General features: G+C 65.3%; 12 protein-coding genes. 3 read left to right on the top strand and 9 right to left on the bottom strand.

What is annotated here, in order from left to right:
- Nucleotides 1–19: 19 nt before the first annotated feature.
- The 4 genes from MU449_RS09115 to araD all read right to left on the bottom strand — a co-directional run bounded on the left by MU449_RS09115 (nucleotide 20) and on the right by araD (nucleotide 5,624).
- Nucleotides 20–1,525, bottom strand: coding sequence for an ABC transporter substrate-binding protein (locus MU449_RS09115; protein WP_244737715.1), 1,506 nt, complete (start codon nucleotides 1,523–1,525; stop codon nucleotides 20–22).
- 123 nt (nucleotides 1,526–1,648) lie between these two features.
- On the bottom strand, nucleotides 1,649–3,163 hold the full coding sequence (locus MU449_RS09120) for an aldehyde dehydrogenase (NADP(+)) (RefSeq protein ID WP_244737716.1): 1,515 nt from the start codon (nucleotides 3,161–3,163) through the stop codon (nucleotides 1,649–1,651).
- A gap of 10 nt (nucleotides 3,164–3,173) precedes the next feature.
- Nucleotides 3,174–3,884, bottom strand: a complete 711-nt coding sequence (locus MU449_RS09125) for a ribonuclease activity regulator RraA (RefSeq protein ID WP_244737717.1) — start codon at nucleotides 3,882–3,884, stop codon at nucleotides 3,174–3,176.
- A 9-nt stretch (nucleotides 3,885–3,893) separates the two neighbouring features.
- Nucleotides 3,894–5,624: an L-arabinonate dehydratase gene (araD, locus tag MU449_RS09130; protein WP_244737718.1), complete on the bottom strand. Its 1,731-nt coding sequence runs from the start codon at nucleotides 5,622–5,624 to the stop codon at nucleotides 3,894–3,896.
- A 155-nt stretch (nucleotides 5,625–5,779) separates the two neighbouring features.
- Between araD and MU449_RS09135 the strand changes: the two genes are divergently transcribed.
- Nucleotides 5,780–6,466 (top strand): GntR family transcriptional regulator, encoded by a 687-nt coding sequence (locus tag MU449_RS09135; RefSeq protein ID WP_244737719.1) that lies wholly within the window; start codon nucleotides 5,780–5,782, stop codon nucleotides 6,464–6,466.
- On the opposite strand, the gene MU449_RS09140 is transcribed toward MU449_RS09135, so the two are convergent.
- The 5 genes from MU449_RS09140 to MU449_RS09160 all read right to left on the bottom strand — a co-directional run bounded on the left by MU449_RS09140 (nucleotide 6,467) and on the right by MU449_RS09160 (nucleotide 14,554).
- Nucleotides 6,467–7,414: a 2-hydroxyacid dehydrogenase gene (locus MU449_RS09140; RefSeq protein ID WP_244737720.1), complete on the bottom strand. Its 948-nt coding sequence runs from the start codon at nucleotides 7,412–7,414 to the stop codon at nucleotides 6,467–6,469.
- On the bottom strand, nucleotides 7,411–9,042 hold the full coding sequence (locus MU449_RS09145; RefSeq protein WP_244737721.1) for an ABC transporter ATP-binding protein: 1,632 nt from the start codon (nucleotides 9,040–9,042) through the stop codon (nucleotides 7,411–7,413). The genes MU449_RS09140 and MU449_RS09145 overlap by 4 nt, the downstream gene beginning before the upstream one ends.
- Nucleotides 9,035–9,943, bottom strand: coding sequence for an ABC transporter permease (locus tag MU449_RS09150; RefSeq protein ID WP_244737722.1), 909 nt, complete (start codon nucleotides 9,941–9,943; stop codon nucleotides 9,035–9,037). Before MU449_RS09150 ends, MU449_RS09145 begins: the two co-directional genes overlap by 8 nt.
- A gap of 21 nt (nucleotides 9,944–9,964) precedes the next feature.
- Entirely contained in the window at nucleotides 9,965–10,879 is a 915-nt protein-coding gene (locus MU449_RS09155; RefSeq protein WP_244737723.1) for an ABC transporter permease, read from the bottom strand.
- Nucleotides 10,880–11,101: 222 nt separating this feature from the next.
- Nucleotides 11,102–14,554 (bottom strand): pyruvate carboxylase, encoded by a 3,453-nt coding sequence (locus MU449_RS09160; protein WP_244737724.1) that lies wholly within the window; start codon nucleotides 14,552–14,554, stop codon nucleotides 11,102–11,104.
- 211 nt (nucleotides 14,555–14,765) lie between these two features.
- On the opposite strand from MU449_RS09160, the gene MU449_RS09165 reads away from it, so the two are divergent.
- Together MU449_RS09165 and MU449_RS09170 are read left to right on the top strand one after the other, a co-directional pair.
- Nucleotides 14,766–15,776: a TAXI family TRAP transporter solute-binding subunit gene (locus tag MU449_RS09165; protein WP_425310275.1), complete on the top strand. Its 1,011-nt coding sequence runs from the start codon at nucleotides 14,766–14,768 to the stop codon at nucleotides 15,774–15,776.
- A gap of 82 nt (nucleotides 15,777–15,858) precedes the next feature.
- Nucleotides 15,859–17,910: a TRAP transporter permease gene (locus tag MU449_RS09170; RefSeq protein WP_244737725.1), complete on the top strand. Its 2,052-nt coding sequence runs from the start codon at nucleotides 15,859–15,861 to the stop codon at nucleotides 17,908–17,910.
- Nucleotides 17,911–17,921: the final 11 nt, after the last annotated feature.

A 17,921-nucleotide genomic window follows, 5' to 3' on the forward strand; every position in this document is an offset into this window, starting at 1 on the left:
CAGGCCGGGCGCGACGATGTCAGCGGAACTTGATCTGGGCCAGTTGCAGTTCCGAATTGGCTGCGATGGTCGGCGTGAAGTCCAGGCGCGGCGACACGCGGGTGAAGCCCACCATGTGGAACATCGGCACATTGGCGATGATCTCATGTTCGGCCTTCCAGAACACGTCGGCCCACATCTTCGCACGCTCCTCCCCCGCGGCCACGGTGGCTTCGGCGATCATGCGATCCAGATCGGCATCCTCCACCATCGACTGGATGCCGTTCGATGCGTATTTGCCATAGGCCGTGAAGACCGGGTCGCCGGTGGCGTTGTCGTGCATCGCCTCGACCAGCGTGGGAACGCCGTCCTGGTTGAAGGGCCGCACGAAATAGGTGTTGTGCACCGAGACGTCGTTCATCTGAAGGCGGACGTTCATGCCCACCTCCTGCCACATGGCCATCATGGCTTCCATCACCTCGGTCCCGTTCGGGAACAGGTTGTTCCGACCGACGATCAGAACCTCGGTGTCCAGCGGCACGCCGTCGGCGCGGGCCTCCTCGATCAGGGCGCTGGCGCGTTCGGGGTCATAGGGCCACGGCTCCATCTCCTTGTTGTAGCCGATGGTGGTCGGCACGACGAGCTGGCTTGCGATCTGCGATTCCTCGGGCAGAAGGGTTCCGATCATCGCCTCACGGTCGATGGCCAGGTTCAGCGCCTCGCGCACGCGGTGGTCGTCCAGCGGCGGGGTGCGCGTGTCGATCCGCATATAGGTGGTTTCCGAGTTCGGATAGGCGAAGTCGGTGTCGGGGTTCGTCGCGTCCTGCATGGCGATCGCGGGCACGATGTCGGCCTCTCCCGTTTCCACCATCGCGGCGGCCACGGCGCTGTCGGCCCGCCAGACATAGGTGGCCTGCTCCACCTCCGGCTCCTCGCCCCAGTAATCGGGATTGCGCTTCAGGACGATCGACTGGCCCACATTCCATTGGTCGAAGATATAAGGGCCGGTGCCGACCGGTTGGCGCGTCAACTCCCCCTCGGGCGTGGCGGTGGCCGATGCGATGGGCATCACCGTCATCAACAGCGGCAGGATCGGCGACGGAGGATTGGTGGTGATGTTGATGGTGTGGTCGTCCACGATCTCGGTCGTGAAGTCCATGCCGCCGAAATACTTGCCGCCCACTTCGCAGGTCAGTTCCGGCTTCTTGTTGCGTTCCAGCGTGAAAGCGACATCCTTGGCGGTGAAGGGCGATCCGTCATGGAACGTCACCCCGTCGCGCAGCTTGAACTGCCAGGTGTCGTCGTCGGTCTGGCTCCATTCGGTGGCCAGACGGGGCTTCAACCCGCCGTTGACGTAATCGAATTCCACCATCATCTCGTTCACGTTTTCCGAGACGACGCGGCCCACATTCTGGCGCGCGGCCATGCACGGGTCCACAAGGTCGACGTTCTGCGACAGAACGACGGTGATGTCGCGGTCCTGCGCCAGGGCACCCGTCGCCATCAGAGCGCAGGTTGCCGCCAATCCGGTAGCTTTGAAATTCATGTCCGATCCTCCCTTTATGGCCGAACCCTCCCCGGTCCGGCCGTTCTGTATCCGTAGTGCAGTCCTTCGTTCGTCCGTTTGGCAAAGGGTCCGGCGCGAAAGACCCGCGCCGGACATGATGGCTCAGGCCAGATCGCCTTCGATCAGGGCGTCGGGCAGGTTCTGGAACGCCACGGGGCGCAGGAAGCGGCGGATCGACAGGGTGCCGACCGAGGTGGCGCCGAAGTTGGTGGACGCGGGATAAGGCCCGCCATGCACCATGCTGTCCACGACCTCCACCCCCGTGGGGAAGCCGTTGATCAGGACACGCCCCGCCTTGCGCTCCAACACCGGCAGCAGCGCGCGGGCGGCGTCGGTGTCGCCGTCATCCATCAGGATCGTCGCGGTCAACTGGCCGCTCAGCCCCTTGGCCAGACGCACCATCTCGTCGGGAGAGGAGGTGCGGACCACCAGACCCAAGGGGCCGAACACCTCCTCGCCCAGGGTATGATCCTCAAGGAAAGCGTTCGACGACACTTCATAAAGGTTGGGCGCCGCGCTGCGCCCGTCAGAGGTGGTGGAGACCACCGGCCGGACGGAATTGCGCGTGTCGAACCGGTCCTTGCCCTGACGATAGGCGTCGGCGATGCCGTTCGTCAGCATCGTCTGCGGCGCCGCGGCCTTCAGCGCCTTGGCGGTCGCGTCGATGAAGGCATCCCCCTCGGCCCCGGTGGGAACCACCGCAATGCCGGGATTGGTGCAGAACTGCCCCGCCCCCATGGTCAGCGATCCGGCCCAGCCTTCGCCCATCTGCGCGCCGCGGGCGGCCAGCGCCCGGGGCAGCACGAACATCGGATTGACGGATCCCAGCTCTCCGAAGAAGGGGATCGGCTCGGGCCGTTGGGCGCAGAGATCGAACAGTGCGCGCCCACCGCCAAGGCTGCCGGTAAAGCCCACGGCCTTGATCAACGGGTGCTGCACCAGCGCCGTGCCGACCTCGCGGCGCCCGCCCTGGATCAGGCTGAACACGCCCGGATGCACACCGGTCTTCCTGATGGCCGCGTTGACGGCCTCGGCAACGATCTCGCCCGTGCCGGGATGGGCCGAATGGCCCTTGACCACGACCGGGCAACCGGCGGCCAGGGCGGCGGCGGTGTCCCCCCCGGCGGTGGAGAAGGCCAGCGGGAAGTTCGACGCGCCGAACACGGCCACCGGCCCGATCGGGCGTTGGACCATGCGGATTTCCGGGCGTGCGGCGGGCTGACGGTCGGGCTGCGCCCCATCCGTGCGGCGGTCCAGATAGTCGCCCTTGCGGATGTGGTCGGCGAACAGGCGCAGTTGGCCCGTCGTGCGGCCCCGTTCGCCCTGCAGACGGGCGGTCGGCAGGCCGGTTTCCTGGCTGCCGATTTCGGTGATGGCGTCGGCGCGGGCCTCCATCTCGTCGGCGATGGCCTCAAGGAATTCGGCGCGCTTTTCCCGAGGAAGGTAGCCGTAGGTCCAGAACGCCTCCTCCGCCGCCTCGCAGGCGCGGTTGACCAGATCCACCGTCCCGACCGAAAAGTCGTGGACGGGTCCGGTGGCGGGTTCCGACTTGAAGGTGGCATCCGTGCCGACCCACTCGCCCGCGATCAGGTGTTTTCCATGCGGGGTGAATGTCATGCGTGTCTCCTCAACGACCGTTCTTGGCTCGCCACTCGGCGAATAGGGTCAGGTTATTCTGATCTGTCGCGGGGTAAAGCCCAATTATCGTATGACCATTGCGAACTTGTGTGATGACAAAATCCTCATAGGCCGTCATCTCCACCGCCTCATCCGCAATTTCCGCAGCAATATCAGCGGGTATGACGATGACGCTGTCATCATCCCCCACCAGGATATCACCGGGAAACACGGCCACATCGCCGCAGCCGATCGGCACGTTGATGTCGATCGCCTCGTGCAAGGTCAGGTTCGTGGGGCTGGATGGGCGGTTGTGATAAGAGGCGAAGTCCAGGCCGGCAATCCCGCCCGAATCCCGGAACCCGCCATCGGTCACAACCCCTTCCGCCCCACGGGCCGCCAGACGGGTGATCAGGATGTCGCCTGCACTGGCCGCACGCGCGTCCTTGCGGCTGTCCATCACCAGAACGTGGCCCTCGGGACAGGTTTCGATCGCCACACGCTGCGGATGGTCGGGATTGCGGAACACGTCCATCTTGTTGCGATCCTCACGCGCGGGCATGTAGCGCAAGGTGAAGGCAGGCCCCACCATGTTCTTGCCCCGCGCGCGCAAGGGGCGCACATCCTGGATCGTCTGGTTTCGCAACCCCCGTTTGAACAGTGCCGAACACAGGGTGGCGACCGAAACGCCCATCAGTTTCTCTTTGACCTGCGGATCCATGACGCCCTCTCAGTTGATGACCGGATCGGGGGTCTTGCCGCCGAACTCGGTTTTCAGGAAATCGAAATCGCAGCCCTTGTCTGCCTGCTCGATATGCTTGTTGAACATATAGCCATAGCCGCGGGTGTAATGGCTTTCCGGCGCGGTCCACGCGGCGCGGCGGGCGGCGATCTCCTCCTCGCTCACCTGCATGTTCAGGCTGCGGTTGGGAATGTCCAATTCCACCATGTCGCCGGTTTTCAAAAGGGCCAGCGGTCCGCCCACATGCGCCTCGGGCGAGACGTGGAGGACGCAGGCGCCAAAGCTGGTGCCCGACATGCGCGCATCCGAAATCCGCACCATGTCCCGCAGGCCGAGTTTCAGCAGCGCCTTCGGCATCGGGATCATCCCCCATTCCGGCATTCCCGGCCCGCCCTGCGGCCCCGCCCCGCGCAGCACCAGAACCGTGTCGGGCGTCAGCGGGTAATCGGGGTCGTCGATGATCTTCTTCAGATCGGGATAGCTGTCGGCCACCAGTGCCGGGCCCACGTGACGGTGGAACTTCGGATCGCAGGCGGCGGGCTTGATCACCGCCCCGTCGGGGCAGAGATTGCCCTTCAGCACCGCAAGCGAGCCTTCGTGATAGACAGGGTTCGACAAGGGACGGATTACGTCGTCGTTCCAGATCTTCACATCCTCCAGCCCGTCCACCAGCGGTTTGCCGGTGACGGTGATGGCGGTCGGATCCAGCTTGTCGCCCAGCTGCTTCATCAGCGCGCGCAGACCGCCCGCGTAATAGAAGTCCTCCATCAGATACGTCGTTCCGGAAGGACGGATGTTGGCCAGAACCGGCGTCGTGCGTCCCACGCGGTCCAGATCCTCCAGCTTCAGATCCACCCCGGCGCGGCGGGCCATGGCGATGATGTGGATGATGGCGTTGGTGGAACAGCCCGTCGCCATCGCCACCGTTACCGCGTTTTCCACGGCGGCGGGGGTGATGATCTTGTCGGGCGTCAGGTCTTCCCAGACCATGTCGACGATGCGGCGGCCGCATTGCGTGCTCATCCGTTGGTGGCCCGCATCGGCGGCGGGGATCGACGACGCGCCGGGCAGCGTCAGCCCCATCGCATCGGCGATCGCCGTCATCGTGCTGGCGGTGCCCATCGTCATGCAATGGCCGTAGGAGCGCGCGATCCCGCCCTCGATCCCCGTCCATTCCTCTTTGGTGATGGTGCCGGCACGGCGTTCATCCCAGTATTTGAACCCGTCGGTGCCCGACCCAAGGTATTTGCCCGCGTAATTTCCGCGCAGCATCGGCCCGGCGGGAAGATAGATGAAGGGGATGCCCATGCTGACGGCCCCCATCGTCAGGCCCGGCGTGGTCTTGTCGCACCCCCCCATCAACACCGCGCCGTCCACGGGATGAGAGCGCAGAAGCTCCTCAACCTCCATCGCCAGCATGTTGCGATACAGCATGGTCGTCGGCTTCACGAAATTCTCGGACAGCGACAGGGCCGGAAGCTCCATCGGAAAGCCGCCCGATTGCAGGACGCCGCGCTTCACCCATTCCACGCGGTCCTTGAAATGCATGTGGCAGGGCTGCGCATCCGACCATGTATTGATGATCGCGATGATCGGGCGCCCTTCCCAATCGGCAGGGTCGTATCCCATCTGCATCGTCCGGGACCGGTGCCCGAACGAGCGTTGGTCATCGGGCAACATCCAGCGGGCCGAACGCAGGTCGGCATAGGTCTTCGGCATAGGTTTCCTCCCGTCGCGGCGCGATTCTCTCAAACCGTTCGACCGCCCCTAAACTAATATATTAGTGCGTCAGATATATCAACAGCCATTCGTTGCCTTCCCTCATACGCACATTCGGTCTAGGATGATGACCATGCCATATGCCGCGACACGCCATGCCCACACTGACCCGTCTTGAACCGACCGCCGGCGGAACGGTCCAGCGCATCTATGACAGCCTGCGCCACCGGATCGTGATGCTGGACCTGCCGCCCGGCAGCGCCCTTTCCCGGCTGGACCTGACCGTGGAATACGCGGTCAGCCAGACCCCCCTGCGTGAGGCGTTGCAGCGTTTGGCGCAGGACGGGCTGGTCAGCATCCGCCCCCAATCCAAGACCGTGGTCAGCCAGATCGACACGAACCGCCTGCGCGAGGCGCATTTTCTGCGCGTGGCCTTGGAAACCGAAGTGGTTCGACGCATTGCCGAGGATGTGCCCCCCGATCTGGTCGCCAACCTGCGGTCGTTGGTGCGGATGCAGACGGCCATCGCCCATGACAGCACGCAATACCGGATGTTCCAGGAACTGGATGAGCTGTTTCACCAGACGCTGTTCGCCGCCGTCAATCAGATCGACCTGAACCGTCTGGTGCGGGAACGGTCGGGCCATATGGAGCGGGTTCGGCAGCTTCATCTGCCCGAACATGGCAAGATCGAAAGCATCCTGTTCGACCACGGCGCTGTGGTGGATGCGATCGAGGCGGGCGATGCGCCGGCGGCGATGGCCGCCATGCGCAGCCATCTCAGCCGCACGTTGCAGCAGGTGGAGGCGTTGCGCCAAGTGCACCCCGCCTATTTCGCCTGATCAGTCGGGCCGGTTGGCGGGCGACAGAAGCGGCCGATCGTCGAACCACGCCACAAGATTGTCCACGGCGCGCTGGTGCATCGCGTCGCGCGTTTCCTCCGTGCCGCTGGCGTGATGGGGATAGAGCGTGACATTGGGCAGGCCCAGCAGCGCGGGATTCGGGTTCGGCTCATCCATGAACACGTCCAGACCCGCCGACGCGATCGTGCCATTCCCCAGCGCCGCGATCAGGGCCTCCTCATCCACCACCGTCCCGCGGGAGATGTTGACGAACGTCCCCGCCGGGCCCAGCGCCGCAAGCGTTTCGGCCGACACCAGATGCGCGGTGCCCTCGCCGCCCGCCGTCGCGGCGATCAGGATGTCCGACCATCCGGCCAGCCCCTCGGGCGTGTCGAAGAAGGCATAGGGCACATCCTTCGGCCCCCGCCCGAAATAGCCGATCTCCAGGCCCAGCGCCTCGCACCGCTTGGCAATGGCCGATCCGATGCGCCCCAGTCCCAGAATGCCCACCTTCTTGCCTGCGGTGGACACGGTCAGCGGGAACATTCCCTTCTGCCCCCACGCGCCCGTGCGGACATAGGCGTCGCCCTCCACCAACCGCCGCCGGGTGGCCAGCATCAGCATGATCGCCGTATCCGCCACGTCGTCGGTCAGCATTTCGGACGTGCTGGTCAGCCACACCCCGCGGCGGCTCATCGCCTCCACGTCCATCGCCTCATACCCGGCCGAGGTGATGGAGACGATCTTCAGCGCGGGCATCTTGTCCAGAAACGCCTGATCCAGATGGAAATGGCCGTTGGCGAACATGGCCTGGCAGGTTGGCCCGACACGGGCCAGAAGGGCATCGGGATCATCGGCCTTGTTCAGCCAATGCAGGGTGAAACGTTCCTCCAACTGCGCCAACTGGTGCGGACGGGGGGCAAGGGTCATCAAAAGATCGGGCTTCATACGCAAAGCATACCTTCGTGTTCGCGGTCCTGCCGGCGGCGGGACTGCACTTCGGGGTCGGGGTCCAGACTGGAGGCGAGCAACCTGCGGGTATACTCCTGCCGGGGCGCGTCGAAGATCTGGCGCACCGGCCCCTCCTCCACGATCCGGCCGTTTTTCATGACGATCACGCGGTCGGCGAAATCGCGCACCACCGGCAAATCATGGGCGATGAACAGATAGGACAGGCCGAATTCCCGCCGCAACCCGTCCAGAAGCGCGATCACCTGCGCCTGGATCGACACGTCCAGCGCCGATACCGCCTCGTCGCAGATGATCAGCTTCGGTTCCATCGCCAGCGCCCGCGCAATGGCGATCCGCTGCCGCTGCCCGCCCGAGAATTGGTGGGGATAGCGTTTCGCCATTTCCGGCGTCAGGCCGACCTTGGTCAGCAGTTCGGCAACCCGGCCCTTCCACTCCCCCTTGGGCAGGATCTCGGGATGGATCACCCACGCTTCGGAGATCAGCTGGAACACCGTCATGCGCGGGTTGAGCGACTGCGTCGGGTCCTGAAACACCATCTGGATCTCGCGCCTCAGACGATACAGGTCGGCAGGCGGCATCGTCACCAGATCCTTGCCGCGATAGATGGCCTGCCCGCCATCCGGCTCCTCCAGCCGCAAGAGCGCGCGGGCGAGCGTGGATTTGCCCGATCCGGACTCGCCCACCACAGCCACGGTTTCGCCGGGCATGATGGTGAAGGTGGCCCCCTTCAGCGCCTTGAACGCGCCATAGGATTTGTCCAGACCGTCCACCCGCAACAAAGGCTCCCCCGCGCGGGCGCGCTCCTCGGGCATCGCCCCCTTGCCGGGGGCCGCCCCGATCAGCTTCCTGGTATAGGCGTGCTGCGGATTTCGATAGACCTCCGCCGCCGCACCCGTTTCCACGATCCGCCCCGCATTCATCACGACGACGCGGTCCGCCACCTCGGCCACGACGCCAAGATCATGGGTGATCAGAAGCACACCCATCCCCGTCTCGGCCTGCAATTCCTCGATCAGACGCAGCACTTCGGCCTGCACGGTGACGTCCAGCGCGGTCGTGGGTTCATCGGCGATCAGGATATCGGGCTTCATCGCCACGGCCATCGCGATCATCAGCCGCTGCCGTTGGCCGCCCGAAAACTGGTGCGGATACTTGCGCAAGGCGGCCTCCGGCTCGGGCATGTCCACGCGGTGCATCAGATCCAACGCCCGGGCGCGGGCCGCATCGGGGGACGTGCCGTGCACTTGCAAAATCTCGGCAATCTGCCACCCCACGGTATAGACGGGGTTCAGATGGGCCAGCGGATCCTGAAAGATCATGGCGATGCGCTTGCCATTGATGCGGCGACGCTCCTCCTCTGTCATCCGCAGCAGGTCCTTGCCATCCAGCATGATCGTCCCCGACGTGATCTTGCCCGGCGGCATGTCGATCAGGTTCATCACGGCGGATGCAGAGACCGATTTCCCCGATCCCGACTCGCCCAGGATCGCCAGCGTCTCGCCACGATCCAGATGCCAGCTCACGTCCTCCACCGCGCGGACGGTGCCTTGGGCCGTGTGAAATTCCACCGACAGGTTGCGCACCTCCAGCAAATGATCAGCCATTCTTGCGCCCCCCCATTTCCAGCCGCCACCGTTGCGCCGGATCCAGCGCGATACGCAGCCAGTTGGAGATCAGGTTCAGCGACAGCGTCGTCAGGATGATCGCAAGGCCCGGCCAGAAGGACAGCCACCACGCGTTCGTCAGATAGGCGCGCCCCTGCGACACCATCAGCCCCCACGTCACCTCGGGCGCCTGAATGCCGATGCCAAGGAACGAAAGCGAGCTTTCGGCCAGCATGACGAAGGCGAAATCCAGAGTGCCGATGGTAACCAGCGTCGGCAGGATCACGGGCAGGATATGGCGGAAGATGATCCGGTTGGTGGAGGCGCCCATCACCTTGGCCGCCTGCACGAACATCCGCTCCCGGATCTCCAGCACCTCGGCCCGGGCGGTCCGCAGGTAAACGGGGATGCGCGTGATCGCCAGGACGATGATGATGTTGGTGATCGACGGCTCCAGCATGTAAAGCACGATCACCGCCAGCAGCAGTGACGGAAAGGACATGATCACGTCCGCCAGCCGCGGAATGATCTGCCCCAGACGCCCGCGCGAATATCCGGCGATCATTCCCAGCGTCGTGCCGATGATCATGCTGCACACCACCGCGCCCGCGGCGACGGCCATCGTGTTCTGCGCGCCAAGGATCACGCGCGGCAGCAGCGGCCGGCCCAGCGAATCCGCGCCCAGCATCATGGCCCAGCCCAGATCCCACTGGAACGGCGGGGCATTGCGCCCGCGCAGGTTCATCTTGTCGGCCAGACCGTCCATCAGCATCGGCCCGAACAGCGCGCACAGCACCACGATCAGCAGGAAGATCATGGCGACAAAGGCGAACTTGTCGGCCCAGAGAAGGGACAGGAAGGTGGCGAACGGCCCCCGCGGGCGCGCATCGGTCTTGGTCATCGTTTCGCTTGCACTCATGGATCAATACCGGATGCGCGGATCAAGCAGGGCATAGGCCATGTCGATCAGCAGGTTCATGATGAAGATGGCCAGCGCCGACACCATGATCGCCGCCAGAACCACCGCGAAATCGCGCTGAAGAATGCTGTCGATCATCAGCTTGCCGATGCCCGGAAAGCCGAAGATCGTCTCCACCACCACGGCGCCGTTCAGGATGGCCGCCGCCTGATCGCCGATGACCGTGATCACCGGCAGCAGGCCGTTGCGCAGGCCGTGCACGAAGATGATGGGCCGAGATTTGACGCCCTTGGCCTTGGCCGTCTTGATATAGGGGGCCGAAAGGGCGGTGATCATCGACCCGCGCACCACCTGAAGGATCAGGCCGAAGGGGCGGATGAACAGCACGCCGACCGGCAGGATCCAGTGCCAGACGGTCCCCGTGCCCGATGTGGGAAGCCAGTGCAGGTTCACGGCAAAGATCACGATGGCCACGATGGCGATCCAAAAATCCGGCGCCGACGCCCCGACAAGCGAGAAGAAGGTGGCGATCCGGTCGAACACCCCGCCCACGTTGAACGCGGCAAGCGAGCCGATCACGATGGCCGCGACCGTCACCAGCGTCATCGTCACCACGGCCAGGCTGAGCGTCCAGGTGAACCCCTGAAGCACCACGTCGATGGCCGGACGCGATTGCCGGATGGACTGGCCGAAATCCAGATGCAGCAGATCCCAGACATAGCGTCCGAACTGCACGATCAGCGGATCGTTGAACCCGTTAAGCTCGCGGAACTGGTCCCGCATTTCCTGATTGGCGTCGATGGGCAGATAAAGATCCGTGGGATCCCCCGTCAGACGCGACAGAAAGAATACCAGAACGACAAGCCCCACCAGCGAAATCGCGCTGGCAATGGCCCGTTTGCCTAAGAATGGTCCCATGCCGACCCTCTCCTCCCTCGGGTGCGCCGTGCCGTGCGACCGGGCCTCCATTCCCGATTCGCACCGCACTGATATATTAGTATTACAGTATTGAAAGGTGCCCGACCAGAGATTCGTTGCGGCCCCCTGCCAGCGATCCACAGGTGGGGGGGGCCGGAGGGCGACGCTCTGTCAATTCGCCCCTCGACCGGGCCTCACCCTCCGGCCCCCGAACGCGGACCATCACCCCATCTCCAGCATCAAATCCTTGGCGTCGATCTGGGTGCCGGGCGTCACGTGCAGCGCGGTGACCACCCCGTCGCGGTCGGCATGAAGCGCGGTTTCCATCTTCATCGCCTCGATCGTCAGCAGCAGATCGCCCGCGCGGACCGACTGGCCCTGGGTCACGGCCACGCTGGCAACGACCCCCGGCATCGGGGCGGCCACATGGGCGGGATTGCCCTCCTGCGCCTTGGGACGGGCGGTGGCCTTGGTGCTGGCACGGTTGGGCACGCGGATGATGCGCGGCTGGCCATTCAGTTCGAAGAACACCCGCACGTCGCCATCTTCCCCCTCCTCGCCGATGGCCTGCAGGCGCAGTTCCAGCGTCTTGCCCGGCTCCAGCTCCACCGATGTCTCCTCCCCCGCCGCCATGCCATAGAAGAACACCGGCGTCGGCAGCGCCGAGACGGGGCCATACACCCGCAGCCGTTTGGCGTAATCGACGAAGACCTTGGAATACATGAGATAGGCTGCCAGATCCTCGTCCGTCGGATCGGCGGGGTCGTCCTCGGTCCCCACCGCCTCGGCCAGGGCGGCGCGGGCGGCCTCCAGATCGGCGGGGGGCAGATGCGCGCCGGGGCGGTCGGTGGAGGCCACCTCGCCCTTCAGCACCTTGGCCTGCAAGGCGGGGGGCCAGCCGCCGGGGGGCTGGCCCAGATTGCCGCGCATCATGTCGATCACGCTGTCGGGAAAGCTGACCTCGACCTTCCGATCCTCCACCTGCGCACGGGTCAGGCCTTGGGCCACCATCATCAACGCCATGTCGCCCACGACCTTGGAACTGGGCGTGACCTTGACGATATCGCCGAACATGGCGTTCACGTCGGCATAGGCCTGGGCCACTTCGTGCCACCGCTCCTCCAGCCCCATCGACCGCGCCTGCGCCTTGAGATTGGTGAACTGCCCCCCCGGCATCTCGTGCAGCCAGACTTCGGATGCCGGGGCCTCCAGCCCCGCCTCGAACGCGGTGTATTGATGGCGCACCGCCTCCCAGTAGTTGGAGACCGCCCGCACCGCGCCAATGTCCAGCCCCGTGTCGCGGTCGGTATGGCGCAGAACCTCCACGATGGACCCGAGCGCGGGCTGCGACGTGCCGCCCGAAAAGGCGTCCATCGCCGCGTCCACCGCGTCCACCCCCGCCTCGGCCGCAGCCAGGATCGTGGCCCCGCCCAGACCGCCGGTGTCATGGGTGTGGAAATGGATGGGCAGGCCCACCTCCTCCTTCAACGTGCGGATCAGGTGGCGGGCGGCGGCGGGCTTTAGCACCCCCGCCATGTCCTTCACCCCCAGCACATGCGCCCCCGCATCCCGCAGATCGCGGGCCAGACCGACGTAATACTTCAGGTCGTATTTCGCCCGGTCGGGGTCCAGCAGATCGCCGGTATAGCACAGCGTGCCTTCGCAGATCTTGCCCGCCTCCTGCACGGCATCCATCGCGACGCGCATGTTCTCCACCCAGTTCAGGCTGTCGAACACCCGGAACAGATCGACCCCCGACGTGGCGGCCTGGCGCACGAAGCGTTCCACCACATTGTCGGGATAGTTGGTATAGCCGACCCCGTTCGCCCCGCGCAGCAGCATCTGCGTCAGGATATTGGGCATGGCGGCGCGCAGCCGGTGCAACCGGTCCCACGGATCCTCCTGCAGGAAGCGATAGGCCACGTCGAACGTCGCCCCGCCCCAGCATTCGACGCTGAACAGCCCGCCAAGATTTGCGGCATAGGCGGGGGCGACGCGGACCATGTCGTCGGTCCGCATCCGCGTGGCCAGAAGCGACTGATGCCCGTCGCGCATGGTGGTGTCGGTGATCAGCAGCCGCGTCTGGTCCCGCATCCAGTCGGCCACGCCCTGCGGGCCGTGCATCTCCAGCACTTGCCGCGTGCCGGGGGGCGGATCGCCCGCAAGGTCGGGCACGCGCGGGCGCCGCGCTTCCGCCGCAGGCTTGGGACGGCCCGCCGTTTCGGGATGCCCGTTCACAGTGATGTCGGCCACATAGGTCAGAAGCTTCGTCGCGCTGTCGCGGCGGCGGGGGAAATCGAACAGATCCGGCGTCGTGTCGATGAACTTGGTCGTATAGGCGTCCGACAGAAAGGTCGGATGCTTCAGTAGGTTGATGACAAAGTCGATATTCGTGCTGACCCCTCGGATGCGGAACTCGCGCAGCGCGCGGTCCATCCGGGCAATCGCGGCCTCTGGCGTCTGCGCCCAGGCCGTCACCTTCACCAGCAGCGAGTCGTAATGCCGCGTCACTACCGACCCGGAATAGGCGGTGCCCCCGTCCAGCCGGATCCCCATGCCCGTCGCGCTGCGATAGGCGGTGATGCGGCCGTAATCGGGGATGAAATTGTTCTGCGGATCCTCGGTCGTCACGCGGCACTGGATCGCGTGCCCGGACAGGTGGATATCGGATTGGGCCGCCGCCCCCGTCGCCTCGGCCAGCGTGGCCCCTTCGGCGATGCGGATCTGCGCCTGCACGATGTCGATGCCGGTCACCTCCTCGGTCACCGTGTGCTCCACCTGAACGCGGGGGTTCACTTCGATGAAGTAGAATTTGCCCTCGTCCATATCCATCAGGAACTCGACCGTTCCGGCGCAGGTATAGCCCACATGCGCGCAGATGCGGCGGCCCAGATCGCAGACCTCGGCCCGCTGCGCGTCGGTCAGATAGGGGGCGGGCGCGCGTTCCACCACCTTCTGGTTGCGCCGCTGCACCGTGCAATCCCGTTCATACAGATGATAGATGCCACCCTGCGCATCGCCCAGGATTTGCACCTCCACATGGCGCGCGCGCTGGATCATCTTCTCCAGATACCCCTCGCCGTTGCCGAAGGCGGCTTCGGCCTCGCGCCGCCCCTCGCGCACCTTCTGCTCCAGTTCGGCGGGGGTCAGGATCGGGCGCATCCCGCGCCCGCCCCCGCCCCAGCTGGCCTTGAGCATGAGGGGATAGCCGATCGTCTCCGCCTCGGCGCGGATCGCGGCGAAATCCTCGCCCAGAACGCCGGTGGCGGGAATGACCGGCACGCCCGCCGCCACCGCCACCTGCCGCGCGCTGGCCTTGTCGCCCAAAGCGCGCATCGTCGCAGCGGACGGGCCGATGAACACGATCCCCGCCGCATCGCAGGCATCGACGAAATCGGGGTTCTCCGACAGCAGGCCATAGCCGGGATGGATCGCGTCCGCGCCCGACATCTTCGCCACACGGATGATCTCGGGGATCGACAGATAGGCCCCCACCGGCGACAGCCCCTCACCGATCCGATACGCCTCGTCCGCCTTGAAGCGGTGGAGCGAGAGCTTGTCCTCCTCGGCATAGACGGCGACCGTGGCCTTCCCCATCTCGTTCGCCGCCCGCATCACGCGGATCGCAATCTCGCCCCGGTTCGCAATCAGGATCTTGGAGAATGTCTGCCGCATGGTCGTCATTACCTCGGATTGTGTGGATGAATCTTTGGGCGATAAGGAAAATGTCACCGACACGGGGCCAATCCGCAACCGCGAAGATCGGGGGGACGTCATTTCGTGGCCGCCCTGCCCATCCCGCCCCCGCGGACGGGTCATCTATTGGGGTTGTCAGTCCCGGGACAAAGCGGTCACATTGGCGTCATCTGATTTGCAGGAGGGACGGATGAAACTCTTTTCGATGAAATCGCTGGTCGGGGCCGCCTTTGCCGCCGGACTTCTGGCGCCGGGCGCCATGGCGCAGGACATGCAATTCTTCCGCATCGGCACGGGGGGCACGGCGGGCACCTATTATCCCATCGGCGGGCTGATCGCGAACGCGATCTCCAACCCGCCCGGATCCCGCGCCTGCGAAGACGGCGGCTCCTGCGGCGTGCCGGGCCTGATCGCGACGGCGGTCGCCTCGAACGGATCGGTGGGCAACGTCAACTCGATCAACGGCGGCACGCTCGAGGCGGGGTTCAGCCAGTCCGACGTGGCCTATTGGGCGCAGACCGGCACCGGGCTTTGGGAAGGGCAGCCGGCGGTGGAAAAGCTGCGCCTTCTGGCCAACCTCTATCCCGAAAGCATCCATCTCGTGGCCCGCGCCGATGCGGGCATCACCTCGGTCGCGGACCTGAAGGGCAAGCGCGTGTCGCTGGACGAACCCGGCTCGGGCACGCTGGTCGATGCCAAGATCATCCTTGAGGCATTCGGGCTGAGCGAGGCCGACATCTCGCCCGAATACCTCAAGCCCGACCAGGCCTCGGACCGGATGCGCGACGGGGCGATGGACGCGTTTTTCTTCGTGGGCGGCTATCCCGCCGGGGCGATCGCGGAACTGGCCAGCCAGAACGACGTGACGATCGTGCCGATCACCGGCCCCGAAGTGGACGCCCTGCGCGACCAATACACCTTCTTCGCCGCCGACACCGTTCCCGCGAACACCTATGACGGGCAGGATGCGGACGTGCCGACGATTTCGGTCGGGGCGCAGATGGTCACCTCGTCCGACCTGTCCGACGATCTGGCCTATGGCATCACCAAGGCGCTGTATAACGAGAACACGCAAAAGCTGTTCGCGGCCGGGCACGCCAAGGGCCGTCTGATCACGCTGGAATCGGCCACCCAAGGCGCGGGCATCCCGTTCCATCCGGGTGCGGAACGCTTCTATCGCGAAGTGGGCGCGCTGGAATAATCCCGCGTCGCATCGGCCAACGGGGCGCGGGCGGACGCATCGTCCGCGCCCCTATCCATGACATCCGCACGGGGACACGGGGATGAACCAAGACGAACGCCACCTGACGGACGCGGAACTGCGGGCGCTGGAAGAAGATTACGACCCCGAAGCGCGTTACCGCACCGTCCTTCGACCGGTCGCCATCCTGTCCGGCGTCATCCTGTTCCTGTTGTCGGTCTATCACTTCTATACCGCGGGCTTCGGCATTCCGCGCGCAACGACCCATCGCGGCCTGCACATGGGCGTGTCGCTGTTCGTGATCTTCCTCAGCTTTGCCGCCTTCTCCAGCGGGCGGGAAAAGACCACGGGCTTCGTGCTTCTGGGCGTGCCGGTGCTGGACTGGGTGTTCGCCATCGCGGCCGCCGTCAGTTCGTTCTACGTGCCCTGGATCTATGACCAGCTGGCCTTCCGCATCGGCAACCCGCTGCAGATCGACATCGTCATGGGCACGGTGCTTCTGGTCACCCTGCTGGAGGCGGTGCGCCGGTCGATGGGCTGGCCGCTGCCGGTGATCGCCCTCCTGTTCATCGGTTACGCCTATTTCGGGCAGTCGATGCCCGGCATCTTCGTGCATCCGGGGGCGGACTGGTCGGGGATCATCAACCACCTCTATCTGTCGTCGCAGGGCATCTATGGCACGGCCCTCGGGGTCATCGCGACCTATGTGTTTCACTTCGTGCTGTTCGGCGTCATGGCGCAGCGCATCGGCCTGGGGCAGTTGTTCATCGACCTCGCCACCGCGCTGACGGGGCGATATTCGGGGGGGCCGGCCAAGGTGTCGGTCGTCTCCTCGGCGCTTCTGGGCTCCATCTCCGGGTCGTCGATCGCCAACACGGTTACCACCGGCGCGCTGACGATCCCGGCGATGATCCGCATCGGGTTCAAACGCCATTTCGCCGCGGCGGTAGAGGCGGCCTCCTCCACCGGCGGGCAGATCACCCCACCCGTCATGGGGGCCGTGGCCTTCCTGATGGTCGAATATCTGGGCATCCCCCTGCGCACGATCCTGATCGCGGCCATCGTCCCCGCCTTCATGCATTTCTTCGGCGTGCTGGTGCAGGTGCATCTGGAGGCGAAACGTCTGGGCATTCGCGGCCTGCGCAAGGAAGAGTTGCCCAACGCCATCAAGGTCCTGCGCGAAGGCTGGCTGTCCATGCTGCCGCTGATCCTGCTGGTCTGGATGCTGATGTCGGGGCGGACGCCGTTCCTTGCGGCCTTCTGGGCGATCACCGCCTGCATCGTGGTTTTCGCGGTCCAGCGCGTCATGGCCTCCGGCCTTGCCACGGGGGCGCAGGAATTCGCGGTCGGCATCTATGACGGGTTCGTCGCGGGGGCCAGAAGCTCGCTTGCCGTGACGGCGGCGGCGGCGCTGGTGGGCGTGGTCATCGGCGTTGTCACCCTGACCGGGGTCGGCTTCAAGATCGCCTTCATGGTCACGTCGGTCGCGCAGGATTGGGCGCAGTCGGCCCATGCCTTCCTCGGCTTCCTGCCGTTCGAGCTGTTCACCGTCCAGACGCTGGCGCTGCTGTTCACGCTGCTGATGACCGCCGTGGTCTGCATCCTGATGGGCTGCGGCATTCCCACGACCGCCAACTACATCATCATGGTCGCGGTGGCCGCGCCCGTGCTGGGGATGATGAATGTCGAACCCCTGGTCGCGCATTTCTTCGTCTTTTACTATGGCGTTCTGGCGGATGTGACGCCGCCGGTGGCGCTGGCCGCCTATGCCGCGTCGGGAATTGCGGGGGCGAACGCGTTCAAGGCGGGCAACACCGCGTTCCGCCTGTCGATGGGCAAGGCGCTGGTGCCGATCATGTTCGTCTTCTCCCCCTCGCTGCTGCTGGTGACCCAAGGGTTCACTTGGGGCGCCTTCGCGTTGGCCTTCACGGGGGCCGTTCTGGGGATCGTGTCGCTCTCGGCGGCCATCACCGGCTGGCTGATGGGGCCGCTCCTGAAGATCGAGCGGGCGCTTCTGCCCATCGCCGCCCTCTTGATGATCGCGCCCGAGATCGTGTCCACCCTGATCGGGGTCGCCATCCTTGGGGGCGTTGCGCTTCGCCAGGGGCTGTCGCGCAAGTCCCTCCCCGCCTGAGGGCACTGCCC

The sequence above is a fragment of the Falsirhodobacter halotolerans genome (assembly GCF_022899245.1).
Lineage (GTDB): Bacteria > Pseudomonadota > Alphaproteobacteria > Rhodobacterales > Rhodobacteraceae > Falsirhodobacter > Falsirhodobacter halotolerans.